This window comes from Haloarcula sp. MBLA0138 (assembly GCF_055632455.1).
Genome location: NZ_CM145746.1, coordinates 2,599,578 through 2,619,475, shown reverse-complemented (window position 1 = coordinate 2,619,475; position 19,898 = coordinate 2,599,578). Strand labels below are relative to the sequence as shown.

Genomic DNA, 19,898 nt, shown 5'->3' with positions numbered 1-19,898 from the left:
TCTCACCGGGTGCGTCTGGGGTAACTCACCCGTTTATGCGTCGTCCCCGCATAGGCGCTCGTATGGCTATCGACACCGCCGCCGACCGGTTCCGCGGGCTGGTCGACGAGGAGCCGGGACTGGAGGACGTGCTGGCCTGTGTCTTCGGCGTCCAGTCCCACGAGGTACGGACCTACCGGGCGCTGCTCGACAGCCCCGACAGCACCGTCGCGGAACTCGCGGCCGAACTCGACCGCGACCGCTCGAACGTCAACCGGTCGCTGTCGACGCTCCGGGAGAAGGGGCTAGCGACCCGCGAGCGCCGCCTGCTCGACGGCGGCGGCCACGTCTACCAGTACACCGCCACACCGCTTTCGGAGACCCGCGAACTGATGCACGAGAGCCTGGACGCGTGGGCGGCGGCCGTCCACGACCGCATCGACGCGTTCGGCGACGAGACGGCTTGAGGACACCGTCGACCCGAGGAGTGATAAGGTCGGACAGATTACATCTACTGAGCCCGTATGCCTCCGACGCCCGCCGACGGGACGGCTCCCGCGGACGCCGACGCCGTCCTGTTGCTCGCGCCCGCCCTCCGCCCCGCCGACGGTCGCCAGTGCCTCTCGCTGGTCGACCACGGCCGCGCCGCCGGCGACCGCCTCGTCGGCGTCACCTTCGCGCAGTCGCCGGCCAAACGCGTCGCCGTCTGGCGGCGTCACGCCGACGAACTCCCCGACAGCGTCGTCCTCGTCACCGTCGGGCAGGAGTCGGTCGAGGACGCCGGCCCGCCGTGGCTCCGCGTCGAGTCCGTCGACCGGGCGACGAACCTCACCCGCCTCGGCGTCGTCGTCACGGAGGCCCTCGAAGACCAGCCGGGGAGCCAGCCCGCGCTCTGTTTCCGGTCGGTGACGGCGCTACTCCAGTACGTCGACCGCGACACGGCCTGCCGGTTCCTCGACGCCGTCGCCCGCCGCGTCACGGCCGTCGACGGCGTCGCGCACTTCCACGCCGACCCGGGAGCACACAGCCGGGAGACGCTCGACGCGCTGACCGAGCGGGTCGACGCCGTCGTCGACGCGCGCTCGGAACCCGCCGAGGCCGACCCGTAACCGTCCGACTTTTGCCCGCCCGGGCCGAGGCTCCGCCAATGGCCGACCTGCAACTCACCGACGACGTGCCCGACGCCGCCGCCGACGGCGTCTGGCTGGCCTGCATCGAGTGCGGCGAGACGTTCGCCCCGTTCGAGGCGGTCCGGTACACCTGCGACGACTGCGACGGCCTGCTGGAGGCCCGCTACGCCGACCTGCCGACGTTCGACGACTTCGAGGGCCGTGGTGTCTGGCGCTACAGCGACGCGCTGCCCTTCGACGAGGGGGTCTCGCTCCCCGAGGGCGACACGCCGCTGCACCGGGTCCCGCGGCTGAAAGAGGACATCGGCGTCGACGCGCTCCGCGTGAAACACGAGGGGATGAACCCCACCGGCTCGTTCAAGGACCGCGGGATGACCGTCGGCGTCCGCGTCGCGCAGGCGGTCGGCGTCGACCGGCTGGCCTGTGCCTCGACGGGCAACACCTCGGCGGCGCTGGCGGCCTACGGTGCCCGCGGCGGGATGGAGACGCTCGTCCTCCTGCCGGCCGGGAAGGTCGCGGCCGGCAAGATAGCCCAAGCGTCGCTGCACCGCGCGCGCATCCTCGAAGTCGACGGCAACTTCGACGTGTGTCTGGACATCGTGCAGGACCTCGCCGGCCGCGGCGAGGCGTACCTCCTGAACTCGCTGAACCCCTTCCGCTTGGAGGGCCAGAAGACCATCGGCCTCGAAATCATGGAGGAGTTCCACGCCGACAACGGCGAGTACCCCGACCGCATCGTCCTGCCGGTCGGCAACGCCGGCAACACCGCGGCGCTGTACAAGTGTTTCCGCGAACTCGTCAAGGCCGGTGCCATCACCGACGACGAGGTGCCCAAGCTCACCGGCGTCCAAGCCGCGGGCGCGGCCCCGATGGTCGAGGCCATCGAGGACGGCGCCGACGACACCCGCCGCTGGGACGAGGTCGAGACCCGCGCGACGGCTATCCGCATCGGCAACCCGGTCAACGCCGCGAAGGCCCTGCCCGGCATCCGACAGACGGGCGGCACCGCCGTCGCCGTCTCCGACGAGGCGATTACGGCGGCCCAGCGCGACCTCGCCGGCGAGGGCGTCGGCGTCGAACCCGCCTCCGCCGCCTCCGTCGCGGGCCTGCGAAAGCTCCGGGAGGAGGGCGTCGTCGACGCCGACGAGTCCGTGGTCTGTCTCACGACCGGCCACCTGCTGAAAGACCCCGACGCCGCCGCCGAGGCCGGTAACGAGCCAGAACCCGTCGGCGGGACGACCGAAGCGGTGCTGGACCACCTCGACGACTGACGGTTTTTTCACTCGCCTCGCCCTAGTCGGGCTATGAACGCGTTCCACGCTCGGAACCCACGCGGGCGGCCGCGGAGTCGCGGATGACCGGCGTCTACGAGCGCGCGCTGGGCGCGGCGGCCGCCGACCTCCACCCGAAGGTGTACGACCGCTACGACATCGCCCCCGGCGACGACGCCGTCGTCGGACGCGGGCGAATGGACATCACCCGCGGGGCGCTGGTCGTTCCGGCGCTGTACGCGATGACCACGCAGGACATGCTCTTTCCCGAACGGGGTACGGGCGTCCCCTTCACCGTCACGACCGTCGCCTACCGACAGGACGGCCACGAGGCCATGACGACCCGGCGCGAGTTCGACTTCGGCGACACCACCCGCCGGTTCGACACCGTGACCGTCTGGGACGCCGACGGGGGGCGGCTGCTGGACTTCCTCGGCCGCGAGGGCCGGGTCGTCAGCGAACTCCGTCCCCGCGTCGAGGACGGCGCGCTGGTCGTCGCCGGCGGCCGCCAGTGGGCACGGGTCGGCGGCCGCTACGTCCCGCTCCCGGGACCGCTGGCCGCCGACGTGACCGTCCGGGACCGCTACGACGAGGGCGACGAGCGCTACCACGTCACCGCCACCGTCGAGAACGCGCTGGTCGGACACGTGCTGAGCTACCGCGGGGCGTTCGGACAGTCCGGCGACGCCGCCGGCGCCGACGACCCCCGACCGGTTTCGGACCTCGGGACGCTCCCGCCCCGGTGACGGCGCTACTGCTCGGCCCGACCGGGTTCCAAGCGGTAGCGCGTGGTCGGCTGGCCGTCGAACCGCGGGCCGCTGCCGGTCGAGTCGAAGCCGGCCGCCTCGACGGCGTGGGTCACCGACTCCTCGCCGTCGGGGACCAGCAGTTCGACGCGCATGCGTTCCCGGCGCGCGAACTCGATAGGCTCGGTCAGCAGTCGCTCGCAGGCGTCGGTCGAGCCGGCCAACTGCGTGACGTGAACGGTGCGCTCGCGGGCGTCGTAGCTCACGAACCCGACCACCGCCTCCTCGCCGTTCTCCGCAACTCTGACCGTCCGGTCGTGGACGAGGTTCCGCATCACGTCCGGCGGGCCGTCGGCCAGTTCGGCGAGCCGGCCGGCGTCGGCCTCGACGGCGTCGCGTATCTCCATGCCCGTGTGTGGGACTTCCACGCAGATAAACGGTATGTCGCCACCCGTCCCAAGCAGTTAATCCCCCGTGGGCCGACCCGTCGGTATGGACAATTCGTCGCTTCGCGCCCCGGCAGAGACCGCCGTCGAGCAGTGTCTGGCCCTCCGACCGGGGGAGTCCTGTGCGGTCGTCACCGACGACGAGCGCAAGGCAATCGGCGAGGCCCTCTACCGCGTCGCCGCCGAGATAACCGACGACGCCGTCTTCCTGCGGTACCCGCCGGGCGACCAGCACGGCGAAGAGCCGCCCGCACCCGTCGCCGGCGCGATGCGGGCCGCCGACGCGGTGTTGGCCCCGACGACCAAGAGCCTGAGCCACACCGAGGCCCGCAGCGAGGCCACCGCCGCCGGCGCGCGCGTCGCCACGCTGCCGGGCATCTCCGAGGGCGTGTTCCTGATGGGACTCGACGCCGACTACGAGGCCATCCGCGACCACTGCGAGGCCGTCCGCGAACAGGTCGCCGGGGCCAGGGAGATACGGGTCACCTCCCCGCAGGGCACCGACATCACGTTCGGCGTCGGCAGCCGCGAGTGGCAGCTAGACACCGGTATCGTCCACGAGGCCGGCGAGATGTCGAACCTCCCCGCCGGCGAGGTGTTCGTCTCGCCCGAGACGGCCGAGGGCAGCTTCGTCGTCGACGGGACGATGCGCCCCCACGGGAAACTCGACGGGCGAGAACTCCGCTTCGAGGTCGAGGACGGCTACGTCACCGACATCGACGACCCGGCGGTCAGGGAGGAAATCGAGGCGGCCGCCGACGAGGTGGGGCGGGACGCCTACAACCTCGCCGAACTGGGCATCGGCACCAACGTCGCCGTCACCGACCTCGTGGGGTCGGTCCTGCTCGACGAGAAGGCCGGCGGGACCGTTCACATCGCCGTCGGCGACGACCACGCCATCGGCGGCGACACCCACGCGCCGATCCATCTGGACGGGATTCTGCGGGAGCCGACGGTGTACGCGGACGGCGCGGAAGTGGAACTTCCGCGCGGCAAGTGAACGGCGACCGGCGAGCCGTGAACGGGGAAGGTCGTAGACCTCCCGAGCGAGGAGCGGTGAGGGCGGTCACCCCGGCGAGACGCCCTCGCGGCGGACCGCGTAGCCGGCGATAGCGCCGGCCCACAGCAGCGACCCGACCAGCACGAGGGCGAAGGGGACGGGGGTGCCGAGGTTCCACGCGAGGACGAGGCCGTGCAGCGCCGCGACGAGCCCCGTCGTGGCGACGGCGACGACCCCGGCGGTCCGGTCGTCGGCGGGCGGGTCGACGCGGAACGCGGCCTCCAAGACCGCGAGCGTACCGAGCGCGACGGCCGGCCCCAGCGCGACGGCGACGACCTTCGGGACGTAGCGGTCGGGCGTCCCCGAGGCCGAGAAGTGAATCGCCATCTCGGCGGGCAGGCGCGGCCAGACGACGGCACCGGCCAGCGCCGTCAGGGCCGCGATAGCGAGACAGGGTCGCGCGGCTGGCGTCCGTCGGAACACGGGCCCCCGTACGCGGCCCACCGGCAAAGGCCCTTTGAGCGGCCGAAAAGCCGGCGTCCGTGCCGACGGGCATTTACCGCCGGCCCGTCAACCCTTCCCCATGACCGACGCTACACCCGGGGAGCGCGTCGCGCTCTCCTGTCCGGCCTGCTCGCCGGACGCCGAAACCGTCCACGAGGTGCTCAAGCCCGGCGGACAGGTCACCGTCCGCTGTACCGACTGCGACCACGTCCACAAGGAGCCCCTCCCCGAGGACGACACCCTCCAGCGGAAAGTCGTCGTCTCGCAGGACGGCGAGTCGTTCACCGCGCAGGTCGACGTGCCCGAGGGGGAGCGACTGGCCGTCGGCGAGGAGTTCCTGCTGGAGACCGAGGAGGCGGTGCTGACCGCCCGCATCACCAGTCTGGAGACCGGCGACGGGCGCGCGGAGGAGGGCCCGGCCGAGGCCGTCGAGACCATCTGGACCCGCGCGGTCGGGAACGTCGCGGTCAACGTAACCATGCACCCAAAGGACGGCCGCCACGACGAGACCGAGAGCTTCAAACTGCAGGTGCCGGGCGACTACGAGTTCGTCGTCGGCGAAACCGACGGCTTCGGCGACGAGGAGTTCACCGTCGAGGGCGTCCACATCCGCGACGACGCTCACGGCTACGACCACGAGAAACTCGACTTCGACGGCGACAGCGCCGTGGCGAAAGACATCAACCGGTTGTACGTGCGCGACGAGTCGACGACCGCGTGGTCGGCCTGGTAGGATGGTCGACCCGGCCCGCCGGCGGGCGGCGCTGGTCGACGCCCTGCAGAGCCACGTCGACGACGAGCGGGTTCTCGATGCCGTCGGCGCGGTCCCGCGCCACGAGTTCGTCCCCGCCGACAGCCGCGACAGGGCCTACGAGGACCACCCGCTGCCCATCGGCGAGGGCCAGACCATCTCCGCGCCCCACATGGTCGCCGTCATGGCCGAGTTGCTCGACCTCCGTCCGGGCGACCGGGTGCTGGAAGTCGGCACCGGCTGTGGCTACCACGCCGCGGTGACGGCCGAACTTGTGGGTCCCGAGAACGTCTACAGCGTCGAGTACCACGCGGCGCTGGCCGAGCGCGCCCGCGAGACGCTGGCGGCGACGGGCTACGGCGACGTGTCGGTCCGGGTCGGCGACGGCAAGGCAGGGTGGGCCGACCACGCGCCCTACGACCGCGCGTACCTGACCTGCGCGGCCCCGTCGCTCCCGGCGGCCGTCGTCGAACAGACCCGGCCCGGGGGCGTCGTCCTCGCGCCGGTCGGCGACGGTCGCCAGCACCTCGTCCGTGCGCGCCGGCTGGCCGACGGCTCGCTGGACCGGAGCCGCCACGGGGCGGTGCGGTTCGTCCGGTTGCAGTGACGGCCGGCGCGCCATTGATATAGCTCCGGCCGGTACCCGGGGTATGGACCCCGCGGTACTGCGAGACGACATGGTCGACAGCCTCCAGCACGACAGCAAGGGCGTCGTGCGCAGCGAGTGGCTGTCTGCCGCGATGCGGTCGGTCCCCCGCGAGCCGTTCGTCGGCGAGGAACAGGCCTACTCCGACCGAGCCTTCGAACGGCTCGGAACACGCGTTCTCGCGCCCAGCACCGTCGCGCGGATGCTGGAACCGCTGTCGCCCGAGCCGGACGACGACGTGCTGGTGGTCGGGGCCGGCGTGGGCTACACCGCGGCGGTGCTGGCCGAACACGTCGGCCCGGAGAACGTACAGGCCGTCGACATCACGCGGCGGCTCGTGCTCGAAGCGCGGGCCAACCTCTCGGAGGCCGGCTACGGGGCGGTGCTGGTCGACCGCCGTGACGGCGCGGACGGGCTGCCCGAGTACGCGCCCTACGACCGCGTCCTGCTGGAGGCCGCCGCGGTCGAGCCGCCGCGGGCGCTCGTCTCCCAACTCGCGTCGGACGGGCGGCTGGTGATGCCCCTCGGCGCGACCGAGCAGACGCTGGCGACCGTCAACGCCGACGGGGCCGCCGAGCGCCTCGGGAGCGTCGCCTTCGGGCCGATGCTCGTCGAGGGCGAACAGGCCGACACCGTCGAGCGCAACCGGACCCACCGCGAGGACCGCGAGCGGGCCAGACAGGCCGCCCAGTCCCGCCCCGGGTGGGAACAGGACTGGATAGACTGGGACTAGCCGGCGACGACGAGCAGGTCCGTGTTCGAGCGGCGGTCCTGATAGCTGCTGCCCGCGGGCGGTTTCACCGCGAAGACGACCGTTCCCTCCTGCTGATTGACGCCGAGCGACGGCGACACCGACAGCGTCGCGTTGCCGGTCGGCCCCGTCTCGGCCGTCGTCACCGAGTCGAGCGTGGCCGTCCCGCTCTTTGCGACGACGGTAGCGCCGGCGACCGGCGCGCCCTCGGGGTCGACGACGGTGACGTTGAGGTCCCCCGCGCCCGGCGTCGTCACCTCCGGGTGGGGCTCCACGTCGACCTCGGAGACCTGTAGCGTCTCGATGCCGGAGATAGTACTCATCATCACGCTCAGGCAGGCGACCCCGACGACGAGGGCGATGACCAGTCGAATCGGTAGCCCCTCGATAGCGCGGTCGTCCCGCCGGAAGGCGTCGAACATGGGCCGGTCTGGGCGCGCTCCCCCACTTGAACCCTCGGACGAACGTTCAAATGCGAACGGGGGGCCAGCGCCGGTATGGTCGTCATCGGACGCGACGGTGGGGGCGGGCCGACGGCGGCGCTGGGCCACTACCGGGCGCGGGACGGGAGCCGCGGCGCGGCGGTCGAGATGGACGTGGACCGCCCGCACGCGGGGGTGGTCGTCGGAAAGCGCGGGAGCGGCAAGACCTACACGCTGGGCGTCCTCGTGGAAGAACTGGCGGCGACCGACGGCGTCGCCCCGGTCGTCGCGGACCCGATGGGCGCGTTCGCGCCGCTCGCCGACGCCGACATCGACGCGGCGGTCGTGGAGCCGCGGGTCCGGGCCGACGCGCTCGGTCCGCGGCAGTGGTGTCGAATCCTCGGCGTCGACCCGCAGGGCGGGACCGGGGGACTGGTCTGGCGCGCGGCGACGGCCGCGGCGACACTGGGGGAGATGCGCGAGTGGGTCGACGGGGCGGACGCGGCCGCACCGACGCGGCGGGCGGCCGCCAACCACCTCGCGCTCGCGTCGTCGTGGGGCGTCTTCGACCCCGACGGCCTCGACGCGGCGCGGCTCTGTCGGGGCGGCGCGACGGTCCTCGACCTCGCGGGCCTCGACGCCGCGCCGGCCGGGGCCGTCCTCGCCGCCACGGCGACGGCGCTGTACGACGCCCGCGTCGACGAGTCCGTCGGGTCGCTGCCGTGGCTGCTGGTCGACGAGGCCCACGCGTTCACCGACGGCGTCGCCGCCCGGCCGCTCCGCCGGCTCCTGACCCGCGGCCGCCGGCCCGGAGTGAGCTGTTGGCTAGCGACACAGCGCCCGAGCGCGCTCCCCGCGGTCGCCGTCTCGCAGGCGGACCTGCTGGTCGCCCATCGGCTGACCAGCGGGGCCGACATCGAGGCGCTGGCGGCGACGAACCCGACGTACTTCGACGGCGCGTTCGGCGAGCGGCTCCCGTCGGCCGCCGGCGAGGCGCTGGTCGTCGACGACGGGACGGAGTCGGTCCACCGCGTTCGGGTGCGGGAGCGACACACACCCCACGGCGGCGAGAGTCCGCGTGCGTCGGCGCTCGCGGGTGGAAGCGGCAACCGAGAGCCCGCCCGAGCGGCCGCCGAGGCGCGACCGAACCGCAACTGACGTGTACGGTCTCGGCGTTCCAAGCGGTGATGCCCGGGACCGACGCCGCCCCGCTAGCCCGCGCCGAGCCGCTCGTACTGGTCGCCGTCGGCGGGTTCGTCGGGGCGGTGCTCCGGGACGCCGTCGCCGGGGCGACGCCGGCGCTGGGTACCCTCGGGGGAAGTGTCGTCGGGACGCTGGTCGTCAACGTCCTCGGGAGCGTCGCGCTCGGCGTCGTCCTGTACGAGGCCCACCTCGCGGACGCCCTCTCGCCCGAGACGCGGCTCGTCGTCGGGACAGGCTTCCTCTCGTCGTTTACGACCTACAGCACGTTCGCGGTCCAGACCAGCGGACTGCCGCCGCAGTTGGCCGTCGCCAACGTCGCCGCGAACTACGGCCTCGGGTTCGCCGGGGTCGTTCTGGGCCGCCTGCTTGCGAGGTGGCTGTCGTGAACCCCGCCGTCCTCGTCGGACTGGGCGGGACCTGCGGCGCGCTCGCGCGCCACCTCGTCGGTCAGCAGCTGGAGCGAGACCGCTGGGACACGTTCGCGGTGAACGTGCTGGGCAGCGCGCTGCTGGGCGCGCTGGTCGTCGCGCCGGTGAGCGAGGCGGCGCTGTTGGTCGCGGGGACCGGCTTCTGTGGCGCGTTCACGACCTTCTCCTCGTTCGCGTTCGAGGCGGTCCGGCTGGCCGAGACCGGGCACCCCCGGCGGGCCGCGCTGTACGCCGGCGGGACGCTGGTCGCGGCGCTGGTCGGCGTCGCCGCCGGTGGGGCGGTCGGAGCGGCGCTGTAGTGGCAGGGCTGAAGGCCACGCCGACCGTGGGTCGGGCATGGACCCGGCAGCGTTGCGCGCGTCGATACCGGCACTGGACAACTGCACGTACTTCAACACGGGCGCGAGCGGGCCGACGCCCCGGCCCGTGGTCGACGCGGCGACGGGGTTCCTCGAACGCCACGCCTTCAACGCCCCCTGTGGCGACGGCCCCTATCAGGTCGCCTTCGACGCGCTCGCGGCCGCGCGGGAAGTAGTGGCCGGACACGTCGGCGCGGCCCCCGCAGACGTGGCGTTCACCCGCAGCACCGCCGACGGGGTGAACATGGTGGCCGGGGCCATCGACTGGCAGCCCGGCGACGTGGTGGTCCGGACCGACCTCGAACACCCGGCCGGGACACTGCCGTGGGACCGACTGGCCGACACCCACGGCGTCGAGGTGCGAGTCGTCGAGACGACCGACGGACGGCTCGATACCGACGCGCTGCGCTCGGCTGTCGAGGGCGCGCGGCTGGTCGTCCTGAGTTCGCTGACGTGGACCCACGGAACGCGTCTGCCCGTGCGCGAGGTCGTCGACATCGCCCACGACGCGGGCGCGCAGGTACTCGTCGACGCGGTCCAGTCGGTCGGCCAACACCCAGTCGACGTGCGAGAGTGGGGCGCGGACTTCGTCGCTGCCGCGGGCCACAAGTGGCTACTGGGGGTCTGGGGCGGCGGGTTCCTCTACGTCAACCCGGACGCCCACGACCGCCTCCGACAGACCCGCATCGGCTACCGGAGCGTCGCGGAGATGGACGCCGAGGGCTACGAGTACCACCCCGGAGCCCGGCGGTTCGAGGTCGGCACCACCTCGCCGGTGCCCTACGTCGCGCTCGCTGAGGCCGTCGAGACGGTGGAGGCCGTCGGACTCGACACCGTCCAGTCCCGCGTCGAGAAACTCACCGACCGGCTGAAAGACGGCCTCGGCGACCGACTGCTGAGCCCCCGGAGCTACGAGTCCGGGCTAGTGACGTTTACCGCGGACGACCCCGAGGCGACGGTCGAGCGACTGGGCGAGGAGGGCATCGTCGTCCGACACCTGCCAGACCCCTACGCGGTCAGGGCGTCGGTCCACGCGTTCAACGACGCCGGCGACGTGGACGCGCTGCTAGACGCGCTGTAGCCCACAGGCGCGTTGGCAGCGGGTCAGTACTCGTACAGCGACACCACGAACGGGAGGCGGTTGTACAGCCAGACCGCGAGCGGGATGCCGACGACGGTCGCCGAGAGGAGGACCGCGACGGCGGTCCAGAGGGCACAGGCCCACCAGCCGACCGCGAGGAACCACAGCGCCCTGACCGCGAGCGAGCGCTGGGGGGCCGGCCGCCCGTCGGCACAGACGTGTTCGCGGCGCTTCAACGAGAGGACGAGCGGGACGCGGTTTATCATCTTGACGCCGATGGGCAGCCCCACGACGGTGGCGTTCGCCAGCCACGCGAGGACGAGCCACGGGCCGGTCGCCCACCAGCCGACCGCGAGGAACCACGCCGCCCGGACGGGGAGCGGGCGCTGGTCGCGCATGCGTATCGCTACCGCACCACGGAGCATAAGTGTCCTGTCGGCGGCGAACGCACCGAGACGCGGCGGGCACCGAGACGTGGCGTGTCGGATAGGCGGCCGACTCCGCTCCCAGTTTCAGTTTCAGATACTCGGACACGGACGAAAATTTCGACAACGTTGGTGCATTTAACTCTATATATACTGCAGTTTTTTGTACTGAGAATATCGACAGCCGACTGAATGGTGAGCCGAGACACGTTCGAGGGTCGGGCCGGTATCGGGGCGGTCGTTCCCGCGTTCGTCCGGGAACGGTTCGTCCGGAAGTTCGTGGTCGCGGTCGTGGCCGCCGCGCTGATAGCGGGCGGCATCGGGGGCGTCCTCTACGTCGACGTGACGCGGACGCTGGACGACCGCGTCGAGTCGCGGGTCGTCTCGTCGGCCGAGCTGCAGTCCGATGGACTGGACAACTGGGTCGACGGCTACCGGCGGGAGACCCGGACGCTGTCGTCGGTCAAGGAGTTCCAGAACGGACAGCCGACGGTCGTCGCGGACTACCTCAGCCTCGAAGCCGAGGACTTGACCGCGGGGTTCGCTGCGGTCCACTACGTACAGGCCGCCGACGGCACGGTCGAGGCCAGCACCGTGTCGGGCGTCGAGGGGCGGACGCTGGCCGAACTGGGCGTCCCGTGGGCGCAAAACACCACCGCGCTCGACGCCCGGACGGATACGCCGAGCACAGTCGTCGTCCCCGAACAGCCCTACGCGTCGGCGGCGGCCAACGAGACGGTGCTGGCGTTCGTCAGCTCCGCACCCCAGAACACCGAGCACGTCATCGTCGCGGAAGCGAGCCTCTCCGGCCGGACGGCGGCGTTCCACCAGCCGATGGACGGCGGGGAGACGACGGTGCTGGGACCGGACGGCGGCGCGGTCCTCGGCGACGCGCTCCCGGCCGGCGTCGACACGGGCTTCGCGCGCGGCGGGGCCGCGAGCGGGTTCGAGCGCGCCGACGAGACGGTGCTTGGCTACGCCGCGCTCGACCGCCTCGACTGGACCGTCGTGACGCAGGTGCCGGCGTCGAGCGCCTACGGCCTGCGAAACACCGTCGGGTCGAGTCTCCTCCTGACGCTGGGGTCGGCGCTGCTGGTCCTCGGCGGGGTCTCGCTGGCGGTCGGCCGGCGCTCCGCGGCGGCGCTCGAACGGCTGACCGAGGCGGCCGAACGGCTGGGCGACGGCGACCTCGACGTGGAACTGGAGTCGGGCCGCGCCGACGAGATCGGCCGGCTGTTCGACGCCTTCGACGGAATGCGCGAGTCGCTGCGCGAGCAGATACGCGACGCCGAGGCCGCCACGGAACGCGCCGAGGACGCCCGGAACCAAGCCGAGCGGGCCCGGGAACGCGCCGACGCCGCCCGCGAGGACGCAGTGGAACTGAACGACCGCCTCGAAGCCCGCGCCGCGGAGTACAGCGAGGTGATGGCCGCCTGCGCCGAGGGCGACCTCACCGCGCGGATGGCGACCGACGCCGACAACGAGGCGATGGTCCAGATCGCGACCGCGTACAACGACGTGGTCGAGGAGTGGGAGTCGACGATTCGTGAGGTCAGAGCCTTCGGCGACGCCGTCGACGCCGCGAGCGGGGAGGTGGCCGACACCGTCGCCGCGGTGCGCGAGGGAAGCGAGTCGGTCCGGACCGCCGCGGAGGGGATGGCCGACGGGGCCGAGCGACAGGCAGACGAACTCGACCGCGTCGGCGACGAGTTGGCGGCGCTCTCGGAGACCGTCGACGAGATGGCGGCCACCGCCGACACGGTCCGGGACCGGGCCGACGAGGCGCTCGACCACAGCCAGCAGGGGCAGGACGCGGCCGCCGACGCCGTCGCCGCGCTCGACGAGATAGCGGCCTCGACCGAGCGCGGCGTCGAGCAGGTCGAGACCCTCGACGCGATGATGGACGACATCGAGTCCGTCACCGACCGCATCGCCGACATCGCCGAGCAGACGAACATGCTGGCGCTGAACGCCTCCATCGAGGCCGCACACGCCGGCGGCGACGGCAGCGGCGAGGGGTTCGCCGTAGTCGCCGAGGAGGTGAAGGGGCTGGCCGACGAGACGGCGACCGCGACCGCCGACATCGACGCCTCCATCGAGCGGATGCGCGAGCAGGTCGAGCGGACCGTCGCGGAGATGCACCGCACCCAGTCGACGGTCGCGGCGGGCGAGGACACCGTCGACGACGCGCTCGGCGCGTTCGACGGTATCGTCGACCACGTCGAGGCCGCGACCGACGGGATGCGGGAGATAAGCGACGCGACCGACGAGGGGGCCGCCTCGACGCAGGAGGCCGTCACGGCAGTCGAGTCGGTCACGGACATCAGCGCCGAGACGGCCGAGGAGGCGACCGCCGTCGCCGAGGCCACCGTCGACCAGACCGACGCGATGGCCGACGTGGAGGGCGACGTGGCGGCGCTGGCCGAGCGGGCCGGCGACCTCGCGGAACTGCTCGACACGTTCACCGTCGCGGAGCGCCACGGCGACACCGACGTGTTCGACCCGGCGGCGGACGGCGAGACGGCCGTCGGCGAGGCGTCCGACGACTGAGACGGCCCGCTCGCCGGTCGACGTTCAGCCCTCGAAGCCGTCCTCGAACCGGAACGTCCCGTCGCGCTGGACGACCTCGCCGTCGACCTCGATGTACGAGTCCTCGCTCATGTCGACGATCATGTCGACGTGGACCGCCGAGTCGTTCTGCTCATTGCCCTCGCCGACCGTCTCGTCGTAGGCGCGGCCGACGGCCATGTGGACGGTGTCGCCCATCTTCTCGTCGAACAGCATGTTGTAGGTGAACCGGTCGATGTCGCGGTTCATCCCGATGCCGAGTTCGCCGAGCCGGTCGGCCCCGTCGTCAGTGTTCAACACCTCCGTCAGCAGGTCGGCGTTCTTGGCGGCGTCGTGGTCGACGACGCGGCCGTCCTCGAACCGGAGGAACACGTCGGTCACCTCCCGGCCTTGGTGGTACAGCGGCTTGTCGAAGACCACCTCGCCCTCGACGCTGTCGGGGACGGGCGCGGTGAACACCTCGCCGCCGGGGAGGTTCTTCTCGCCGTAGTCGTTGCACGTCGGGTTGCCGGCGACCGACATCGTCACGTCCGTCGTCTCCCCGGAGACGATGCGGACCTCGTCGGCCGGGTCCAGCACGTCGACCATCTGTGACTGGTGGGCCCGCACCGCGTCCCAGTCCTTGTTGACGGCGTCCCAGACGAAGTTCTCGTAGCCCTCGGTCGACAGTTGGGCCAACTGGGCGTTCGCTGGCGCGGGGTACTGGGTGAGACACCACGTCTTCGAGAGCCGCTCTTCGAGGAGGGGCTGTTGGGCCTGCTGGAAGGCGGCGGTCGTCTCGGGGGCCACGTCGCTGGTCTCGGTGACGTTGGCGCTGCCCCGGACGGCGATGTAGGCGTCCATCGCCTCGTAGAGGGCCTCGATGTGCCCCGGCGTCTCGAAGGACTCGCGGTTCCGGAGGAAGGCCCGCTGGTAGCGCTCGCCCAGTCGCTCTTGGACGACCAGCGGGTTCGCGCCGCGGTCGGCGGCGAGTTCGTGGAGCGCGACGACGAGGTCCTCGGCGACGGGGTGGGCGTCGATGACCACGTCGTCGCCCTCGCTGAGGTCGATGGAGTGGTCGACGACGACTTCGGCGTGTTCGCGGATGCGCGGGTCCATATCCGACAGTCCGGCGACGCCCCCAAACCACTTTCGGCGCTACTCGTCGCGGCCGCGGCGCATTCCCTCTCGGAAGCCCTGCAAGGTCCGGCGCAGCATCAGGTACATGAAGAAGAAAAAGAGCAGTACCAGCGCGAGGATGCCGTAGGTGACCCAGTCGACCTGCATGGACCGCGGTTCTCGGGCAGCGCTGAAAGAGGTTTCGCCCCTCACCGCGAGCGGGGCCGTAACCGCCGATTTCGACTGTCAAACGGTGTTTTGAGCGATGGGTACAGTCGTCGCCGGACCTTGGCAAAGACTCATAACGGTATAGAACATATCGGGTCGTATGTCGTTGCTGCCCTCTCGGGACCCCGCCGTGCCCGAGGCCGAGCCCCGGGTCATCGGGGTCGAGAGCGAGGAGGCAGACGACGTGTTGTCGGCGCTGTCTTCCGACACCGCACGGGCGCTGCTGTCGGAACTGAACCGGGAGCCGGCACCGCCGGCCGAACTCGCGGACCGCGTGGATACGTCGCTCCAGAACGCACAGTACCACCTGAACAAGCTGGAGAACGCCGGCGCGGTCGAGGTCGTCGACACCGCCTACTCCGAGAAGGGCCGCGAGATGGACGTGTTCGCGCCCGCGAACCAGCCGCTGGTCATCTGTGCCGGCGACGAGCAGGAGACCTCCGGCCTGCGGTCGGTGCTGACCGACCTGCTGGGCGGTGTCGGCGTCGTCGCGCTGGCGAGCCTCCTCGTCCAACAGGTCGCCGGCGGCGGGCTGGCCGCCCTGTTCGGCGGGCCGACGGTCCGGACCGGGACCGGCGACGTGGGCGGTGGCGGCCCCGACCTCTACGTCGAGAACGGGACCGTCGCGGACGTGGGGACCCGGACCGGTTCGTGGGCGTTCGACGCCAGCCGCGCCGGGGCCGAAGCCGCGGCGGGCGTCGAGCCGGGAGTTGCCTTCTTCGCCGGCGGCGCGTTCGTTCTGGCCGCGATGGCCGCGCTGTGGCACGTCCGGTAGTGTCAAACACCGCTTTCAGTAATCAGTAGGTCCTTTACCGTGGGTGTGAAAGACACACTTGCGTCGGCGCAGTCTCCGACTGACACTCCTGGCATTCCGGGCGCGCGCCGGCACGTGCCGGCGCTCACCGCTCCCGTTCTGGGTCCCACGTGACTGTCGAGACGGTGGTGCCGTCCGGTTCGCGGAGCCGGACCCGGACCCCCTTGCCGACCCGCTCGACCTCCGCGTGGGCCGGGCGATACCGCCGCGGGTCGGCGTAGCTCCCCGGATTGACGAGCAGACGACCGTCCGTCTCCGCGATGGTGGGACGGTGGGAGTGACCGACGACGACGAGGTCGGCGTCTTCCTGTCGGGCTAACATCCCGAGTGCGGTCTCGGTGTGGTCGTGGCCGTGGACGACGAGGAACCGCAGCCCCGCCCACGTCCCGGTCGCCACGTCGGGGAGGCGTTCGCGGACCGCCGGGGCATCGTTGTTGCCGGCGACGGCCGTGAGCGCGTCGGCTTCGCCGGCGACGGCGTCCAACACGGCCTCGGTCGTGAAGTCGCCGGCGTGGACGACCCGGTCGGCCGCGCGGGTCGCCGCGAGCGTCCGGTCGGTCAGCCGGTGACCGTCCGTCCCGTGCGTGTCGGAGAGTACGGTGAGCATACCCGGGCGTACGTGCCGCGGCCGTAAAATCCGAACCACTTTGCCGGCCCCGGGAGTGGGACCGACGATGGCAGGTAGTAAGTCAGTCGTCCTCGCCGCCTTGGTCGCCAACGGGGCCATCGCGGTCCTGAAGTTCGTCGGGTTCCTGCTGACCGGCAGCGCCGCGATGCTGTCGGAGACGTACCACAGCGTCTCCGATACGGGCAATCAGGTATTTCTCCTCATCGGCATCCGCTACAGCGGCCGCGACCGGGACCGGGACCACCCCTTCGGCTACGGCAAGGCGCAGTTCTTCTACAGCTTCCTCGTCTCCGTCCTCCTGTTCGGTATCGCGGGCTGGGAGAGCGCGAAACACGGGTTCCAGCAGCTCACGGGCGGGGGACACGGCGGTGGCGGTAGCGGGTCGGTGGAGTTCCTGTTCGTCCAGTACACGCCGCCGGCGTGGCTCGACCCGGTCTGGGTCAACTACGGCGTCCTGCTGGCGGCGTTCGCCTTCGAAACCTACGCGCTGGTGAAAGCCCGCGCGGAGATGCGCCGGCAGATGGACCGCAACGGCTGGGACAGCTACCGCGAGGCCTTCCGCGAGACCAGCGACGTGACCACGCTGACGGCGCTGACCGAGGACACTATCGCCCTGACGGGCATCGTCATCGCCCTGCTGGGCGTCTTCCTCGAACAGCAGACGGGCAACGCCGTCTACGACCAAGTGTCGGCGCTGCTCATCGGTATCATGCTGATGGGGTTCGCGCTGGCGCTGGCGTGGGAGAACAAGCGGCTGCTGCTGGGCGAGAGCCTGCCGGCGACGGCCGAGCGACGCCTCCGCGCGGTCGTGACCGACAACGAGCACGTCACGGACATCGTCGACTTCCGGACGGTGTACTTCGGGCCGGGCGAGGTCATCGTCTCGGCGGACGTGGCGTTCACCGAGGGGCTCGACACCGACAACATCGACGCGGCCATCACGGCCATCGAGGACGCGATGATAACGGCGAACGGCGACGTATCGAAAGTGTACATCGAACCCGAGACCTAGGCGTACGGGTCCGCGCCGTCGAGCCACCACGGGGCCGTCGCGCTGTCTCGCCTCGTAGTCGACGGCCCGGACGACGCCGCGGCGGCCGACGTCGAGGCGGGCCGTGGCCGCGACGGTCCCGCTCGGGTCGCCCGCCGACGGCGCGGGGCCACTTCCGGGGCGGGGCGAACCCTTTTCAGCGCCAGCGGCCAACGCACGCCCGTGGCGACGACCGACGACGGCTACCTCCGGTTTTTCCCCTACGAGGAGCCCTACGACCACCAGCAGGAGGCGATGGGGACTATCTACGACGCCCTCGACGAGGGGCGGGACGTGCTGTTCGAGGGAGCCTGTGGCACCGGCAAGACGCTGGCCTCGCTGGCTCCGGCACTGGAGTACGCCCGCGAGACGAACAAGACCGTCGTCATCACGACCAACGTCCACCAGCAGATGCGCCAGTTCGTCGAGGACGCCCGCGCCATCACCGACCAAGAGCGCCTGCGCGCCGTCGTCTTCCGAGGGAAGGGGTCGATGTGTCACATCGACGTGGACTATCAGGAGTGTCAGGCGCTGCGGGACACCACGCGGGACCTCGTGGACATCGAAGACGACATCGCCGACCTCGAACAGCGCGAGGGCGAACTACTCTCGGACGGACAGGCCGGCAGCAGCGAGGCCATGGAGGCCCGCAGCGCCGTCGTCGAGGAACTGCGGGACCTACAGGACGAACGCGACGACCTGCTCGAAGAGCGGTCGACCTGCGACCACTACTACCGCAACCTCACCGAGAACACGGAGGCGTTCTACGCGTGGCTCTACGACGACGTGCGCACCCCCGACGACGTCTACGCCTACGCCGGCGAGCGCGGGATGTGTGGCTACGAACTGCTGAAAGAGGGTATCGAAGGGGTCGACCTCGTCGTCTGTAACTACCACCACCTGCTCGACCCGACCATCCGGGAGCAGTTCTTCCGGTGGCTGGGCCGGGACCCCGAGGACATCGTCGCCGTCTTCGACGAGGCCCACAACGTCGAGTCCGCGGCCCGCGACCACGCCCGCCGGACGCTGACCGAGAACACCCTCGCGGAGGCGCTGAAGGAACTCGACGGACTCGACGACGACCGGGCGGCGGGCGCAGCGAACGTCCTGCGGACGTTCCGCGACGCCCTCGTCGAGGCCTACGAGGAGAGCTTCGGCTTCGGGGACAGAGAGCAGGTCGACGACCACTGGGAGGACGTGTCCATCGCCAACGACGACCGGCGGGACGAACTGACGCTGTCGTTCCTGCAGGGGTACACGGGTCCGGGTTTCCACGAGGAACTGACGGCGGCGCTGGAGTTGGGCCGGGACCTCGACGCCCGCTACGAGGAGCAGTTCAAGGAGGGAGAGCTGAACACGCGCAAGGAGTGCCAGACCCTCCAAGCCGCCGGCTTTCTCGACGCGTGGCTGGCCGAGAGCGACGACACCGGGCAGTACCCCGTGGTGAGCGTCCGCCGCGACGAGGGCAGCGACGAGGTGTACGGCCGGGCGGAACTGTACACCTGCATCCCCGAGCAGGTGACCCGAGACCTGTTCGACGACCTGCACGCCGCCGTGTTGATGAGCGCGACCCTGCGCCCCTTCGACGTGACCGAGGCCGTCGTCGGCGTCGACGACCCGGTGACGATGGCCTACGGCGCGCAGTTTCCCGAACAGCGCCGGCGGACCTACGCCGTCGACGGCCCCGCGCTGTTTTCCAGCCAGCGCGACGACCCCGAGACCCAGCGGACCGTCGCCCGGACGCTGGAGGACGCCATCCGGTTCACGCCGGGCAACACGCTCGTGTTCTGCCCCTCCTACGGCGAGGCCGAGCGCTACCACGACATGGTCGCGGTCAGTGGCACCCGCTATCTGGACGAACCCGGGCGGCAGGCCCGTGACCTCCGGGAGGCGTTCGTCGACGGCGACGACGGCGTGTTGTTCACCTCGCTGTGGGGGACGCTCGGCGAGGGGGTCAGCTACGACGGCGACGACGCCCGCACCGTCGTGGTCGTCGGCGTCCCCTACCCGCATCTGGACGACCGGATGGAGGCGGTGCAGTCGGCCTACGACACCGCTTTCGCCGACACCGACGACGCCGGCTGGCGCTACGCCGTCGAGGTGCCGACGGTCCGCAAGACCCGGCAGGCGCTCGGTCGGGTCGTCCGCTCGCCCGAGGACTTCGGCGCGCGAATCCTGCTCGACGGCCGGTACACCGAGGCCGCCGAAATCGAGATGCACGACTACGCCGTCCGCGGCGCGTTCCCGCCCGAGGAGCGCCGCGAGATGGTCGACGTCGACCCCGAGAAGCTGAAGTTCGCCATGCTGAACTTCTATCAGGACATGGACGCCTACGACGGCCCGCCGCCGAAGCCCTAGCCCGCGGTCGAACGGCGCGGGACCGCGATTGG

At 71.4% G+C, this 19,898-nt stretch carries 23 protein-coding genes; 16 read left to right on the top strand and 7 right to left on the bottom strand.

Annotated features, from left to right (window positions below):
- Nucleotides 1-62: 62 nt before the first annotated feature.
- From ACV7JO_RS14005 to ACV7JO_RS13990, 4 genes are all read left to right on the top strand, one after another.
- Nucleotides 63-446 (top strand): helix-turn-helix domain-containing protein, encoded by a 384-nt coding sequence (locus tag ACV7JO_RS14005; RefSeq protein ID WP_470354026.1) that lies wholly within the window; start codon nt 63-65, stop codon nt 444-446.
- A 57-nt stretch (nt 447-503) separates the two neighbouring features.
- Nucleotides 504-1,088, top strand: a complete 585-nt coding sequence (locus ACV7JO_RS14000; protein ID WP_470354025.1) for a DUF7504 family protein — start codon at nt 504-506, stop codon at nt 1,086-1,088.
- A 38-nt stretch (nt 1,089-1,126) separates the two neighbouring features.
- Nucleotides 1,127-2,380 (top strand): threonine synthase, encoded by a 1,254-nt coding sequence (gene thrC / locus ACV7JO_RS13995; protein WP_470354024.1) that lies wholly within the window; start codon nt 1,127-1,129, stop codon nt 2,378-2,380.
- Between the two features lie 83 nt (nt 2,381-2,463).
- Nucleotides 2,464-3,126, top strand: a complete 663-nt coding sequence (locus tag ACV7JO_RS13990) for a DUF4166 domain-containing protein (protein WP_470354023.1) — start codon at nt 2,464-2,466, stop codon at nt 3,124-3,126.
- 5 nt (nt 3,127-3,131) lie between these two features.
- Here the strand turns inward: ACV7JO_RS13990 and ACV7JO_RS13985 are convergent, their stop codons facing one another.
- Entirely contained in the window at nt 3,132-3,533 is a 402-nt protein-coding gene (locus tag ACV7JO_RS13985) for a hypothetical protein (protein ID WP_470354022.1), read from the bottom strand.
- 85 nt (nt 3,534-3,618) lie between these two features.
- Here ACV7JO_RS13985 and ACV7JO_RS13980 point away from each other — a divergent pair, with 85 nt between their 5' ends.
- A complete protein-coding gene (locus ACV7JO_RS13980; protein WP_470354021.1) occupies nt 3,619-4,572 on the top strand; it encodes an aminopeptidase in 954 nt (317 codons plus the stop codon).
- A 66-nt stretch (nt 4,573-4,638) separates the two neighbouring features.
- On the opposite strand, the gene ACV7JO_RS13975 is transcribed toward ACV7JO_RS13980, so the two are convergent.
- Complete coding sequence (locus ACV7JO_RS13975) at nt 4,639-5,055, bottom strand: DUF1648 domain-containing protein (RefSeq protein ID WP_470354020.1); 417 nt, start codon at nt 5,053-5,055, stop codon at nt 4,639-4,641.
- Nucleotides 5,056-5,155: 100 nt separating this feature from the next.
- Between ACV7JO_RS13975 and ACV7JO_RS13970 the strand changes: the two genes are divergently transcribed.
- Genes ACV7JO_RS13970 through ACV7JO_RS13960 form a run of 3 tightly spaced genes read left to right on the top strand, consistent with a single transcriptional unit; the run spans nt 5,156 to nt 7,206 of the window.
- Complete coding sequence (locus ACV7JO_RS13970; RefSeq protein WP_470354019.1) at nt 5,156-5,809, top strand: HVO_0476 family zinc finger protein; 654 nt, start codon at nt 5,156-5,158, stop codon at nt 5,807-5,809.
- A 1-nt stretch (nt 5,810) separates the two neighbouring features.
- Nucleotides 5,811-6,434 carry a protein-L-isoaspartate(D-aspartate) O-methyltransferase gene (locus ACV7JO_RS13965; RefSeq protein ID WP_470354018.1) on the top strand — a complete coding sequence of 208 codons (624 nt, stop codon included), beginning with the start codon at nt 5,811-5,813 and terminating at the stop codon, nt 6,432-6,434.
- Nucleotides 6,435-6,477: 43 nt separating this feature from the next.
- Nucleotides 6,478-7,206 (top strand): protein-L-isoaspartate O-methyltransferase family protein, encoded by a 729-nt coding sequence (locus tag ACV7JO_RS13960; RefSeq protein WP_470354017.1) that lies wholly within the window; start codon nt 6,478-6,480, stop codon nt 7,204-7,206.
- On the opposite strand, the gene ACV7JO_RS13955 is transcribed toward ACV7JO_RS13960, so the two are convergent.
- Nucleotides 7,203-7,646, bottom strand: a complete 444-nt coding sequence (locus tag ACV7JO_RS13955) for a carboxypeptidase-like regulatory domain-containing protein (RefSeq protein ID WP_470354016.1) — start codon at nt 7,644-7,646, stop codon at nt 7,203-7,205. The genes ACV7JO_RS13960 and ACV7JO_RS13955 overlap by 4 nt on opposite strands.
- 75 nt (nt 7,647-7,721) lie before the next feature.
- On the opposite strand from ACV7JO_RS13955, the gene ACV7JO_RS13950 reads away from it, so the two are divergent.
- From ACV7JO_RS13950 to ACV7JO_RS13935, 4 genes are read left to right on the top strand one after another with little or no spacing between them, the layout of a single operon-like run.
- Nucleotides 7,722-8,804 carry an ATP-binding protein gene (locus ACV7JO_RS13950; protein ID WP_470354015.1) on the top strand — a complete coding sequence of 361 codons (1,083 nt, stop codon included), beginning with the start codon at nt 7,722-7,724 and terminating at the stop codon, nt 8,802-8,804.
- 29 nt (nt 8,805-8,833) lie between these two features.
- Complete coding sequence (locus ACV7JO_RS13945; RefSeq protein ID WP_470354014.1) at nt 8,834-9,235, top strand: CrcB family protein; 402 nt, start codon at nt 8,834-8,836, stop codon at nt 9,233-9,235.
- Complete coding sequence (locus tag ACV7JO_RS13940) at nt 9,232-9,576, top strand: fluoride efflux transporter FluC (protein ID WP_470354013.1); 345 nt, start codon at nt 9,232-9,234, stop codon at nt 9,574-9,576. Before ACV7JO_RS13945 ends, ACV7JO_RS13940 begins: the two co-directional genes overlap by 4 nt.
- Nucleotides 9,577-9,613: 37 nt before the next feature.
- Nucleotides 9,614-10,717 (top strand): aminotransferase class V-fold PLP-dependent enzyme, encoded by a 1,104-nt coding sequence (locus tag ACV7JO_RS13935; protein ID WP_470354012.1) that lies wholly within the window; start codon nt 9,614-9,616, stop codon nt 10,715-10,717.
- A gap of 23 nt (nt 10,718-10,740) precedes the next feature.
- On the opposite strand, the gene ACV7JO_RS13930 is transcribed toward ACV7JO_RS13935, so the two are convergent.
- A complete protein-coding gene (locus ACV7JO_RS13930) occupies nt 10,741-11,115 on the bottom strand; it encodes a YccF domain-containing protein (protein ID WP_470354011.1) in 375 nt (124 codons plus the stop codon).
- A 219-nt stretch (nt 11,116-11,334) separates the two neighbouring features.
- On the opposite strand from ACV7JO_RS13930, the gene ACV7JO_RS13925 reads away from it, so the two are divergent.
- Nucleotides 11,335-13,692 carry a methyl-accepting chemotaxis protein gene (locus ACV7JO_RS13925; protein WP_470354010.1) on the top strand — a complete coding sequence of 786 codons (2,358 nt, stop codon included), beginning with the start codon at nt 11,335-11,337 and terminating at the stop codon, nt 13,690-13,692.
- Between the two features lie 24 nt (nt 13,693-13,716).
- On the opposite strand, the gene ACV7JO_RS13920 is transcribed toward ACV7JO_RS13925, so the two are convergent.
- Complete coding sequence (locus ACV7JO_RS13920; protein WP_470354009.1) at nt 13,717-14,808, bottom strand: aminopeptidase; 1,092 nt, start codon at nt 14,806-14,808, stop codon at nt 13,717-13,719.
- 39 nt (nt 14,809-14,847) lie between these two features.
- Nucleotides 14,848-14,976, bottom strand: a complete 129-nt coding sequence (locus ACV7JO_RS13915; protein WP_470354008.1) for a DUF7859 family protein — start codon at nt 14,974-14,976, stop codon at nt 14,848-14,850.
- A 160-nt stretch (nt 14,977-15,136) separates the two neighbouring features.
- Between ACV7JO_RS13915 and ACV7JO_RS13910 the strand changes: the two genes are divergently transcribed.
- The gene (locus tag ACV7JO_RS13910) at nt 15,137-15,811 is read left to right on the top strand and encodes an ArsR/SmtB family transcription factor (protein ID WP_470354007.1); all 675 of its coding nucleotides are present in this window, start codon (nt 15,137-15,139) and stop codon (nt 15,809-15,811) included.
- A gap of 124 nt (nt 15,812-15,935) precedes the next feature.
- Here ACV7JO_RS13910 and ACV7JO_RS13905 read toward each other — a convergent pair whose 3' ends face one another.
- Nucleotides 15,936-16,457, bottom strand: coding sequence for a metallophosphoesterase (locus ACV7JO_RS13905; protein ID WP_470354006.1), 522 nt, complete (start codon nt 16,455-16,457; stop codon nt 15,936-15,938).
- Nucleotides 16,458-16,524: 67 nt separating this feature from the next.
- Between ACV7JO_RS13905 and ACV7JO_RS13900 the strand changes: the two genes are divergently transcribed.
- On the top strand, nt 16,525-17,490 hold the full coding sequence (locus ACV7JO_RS13900; protein WP_470354005.1) for a cation diffusion facilitator family transporter: 966 nt from the start codon (nt 16,525-16,527) through the stop codon (nt 17,488-17,490).
- A gap of 201 nt (nt 17,491-17,691) precedes the next feature.
- Entirely contained in the window at nt 17,692-19,866 is a 2,175-nt protein-coding gene (locus ACV7JO_RS13895) for an ATP-dependent DNA helicase (protein WP_470354004.1), read from the top strand.
- Nucleotides 19,867-19,898: the final 32 nt, after the last annotated feature.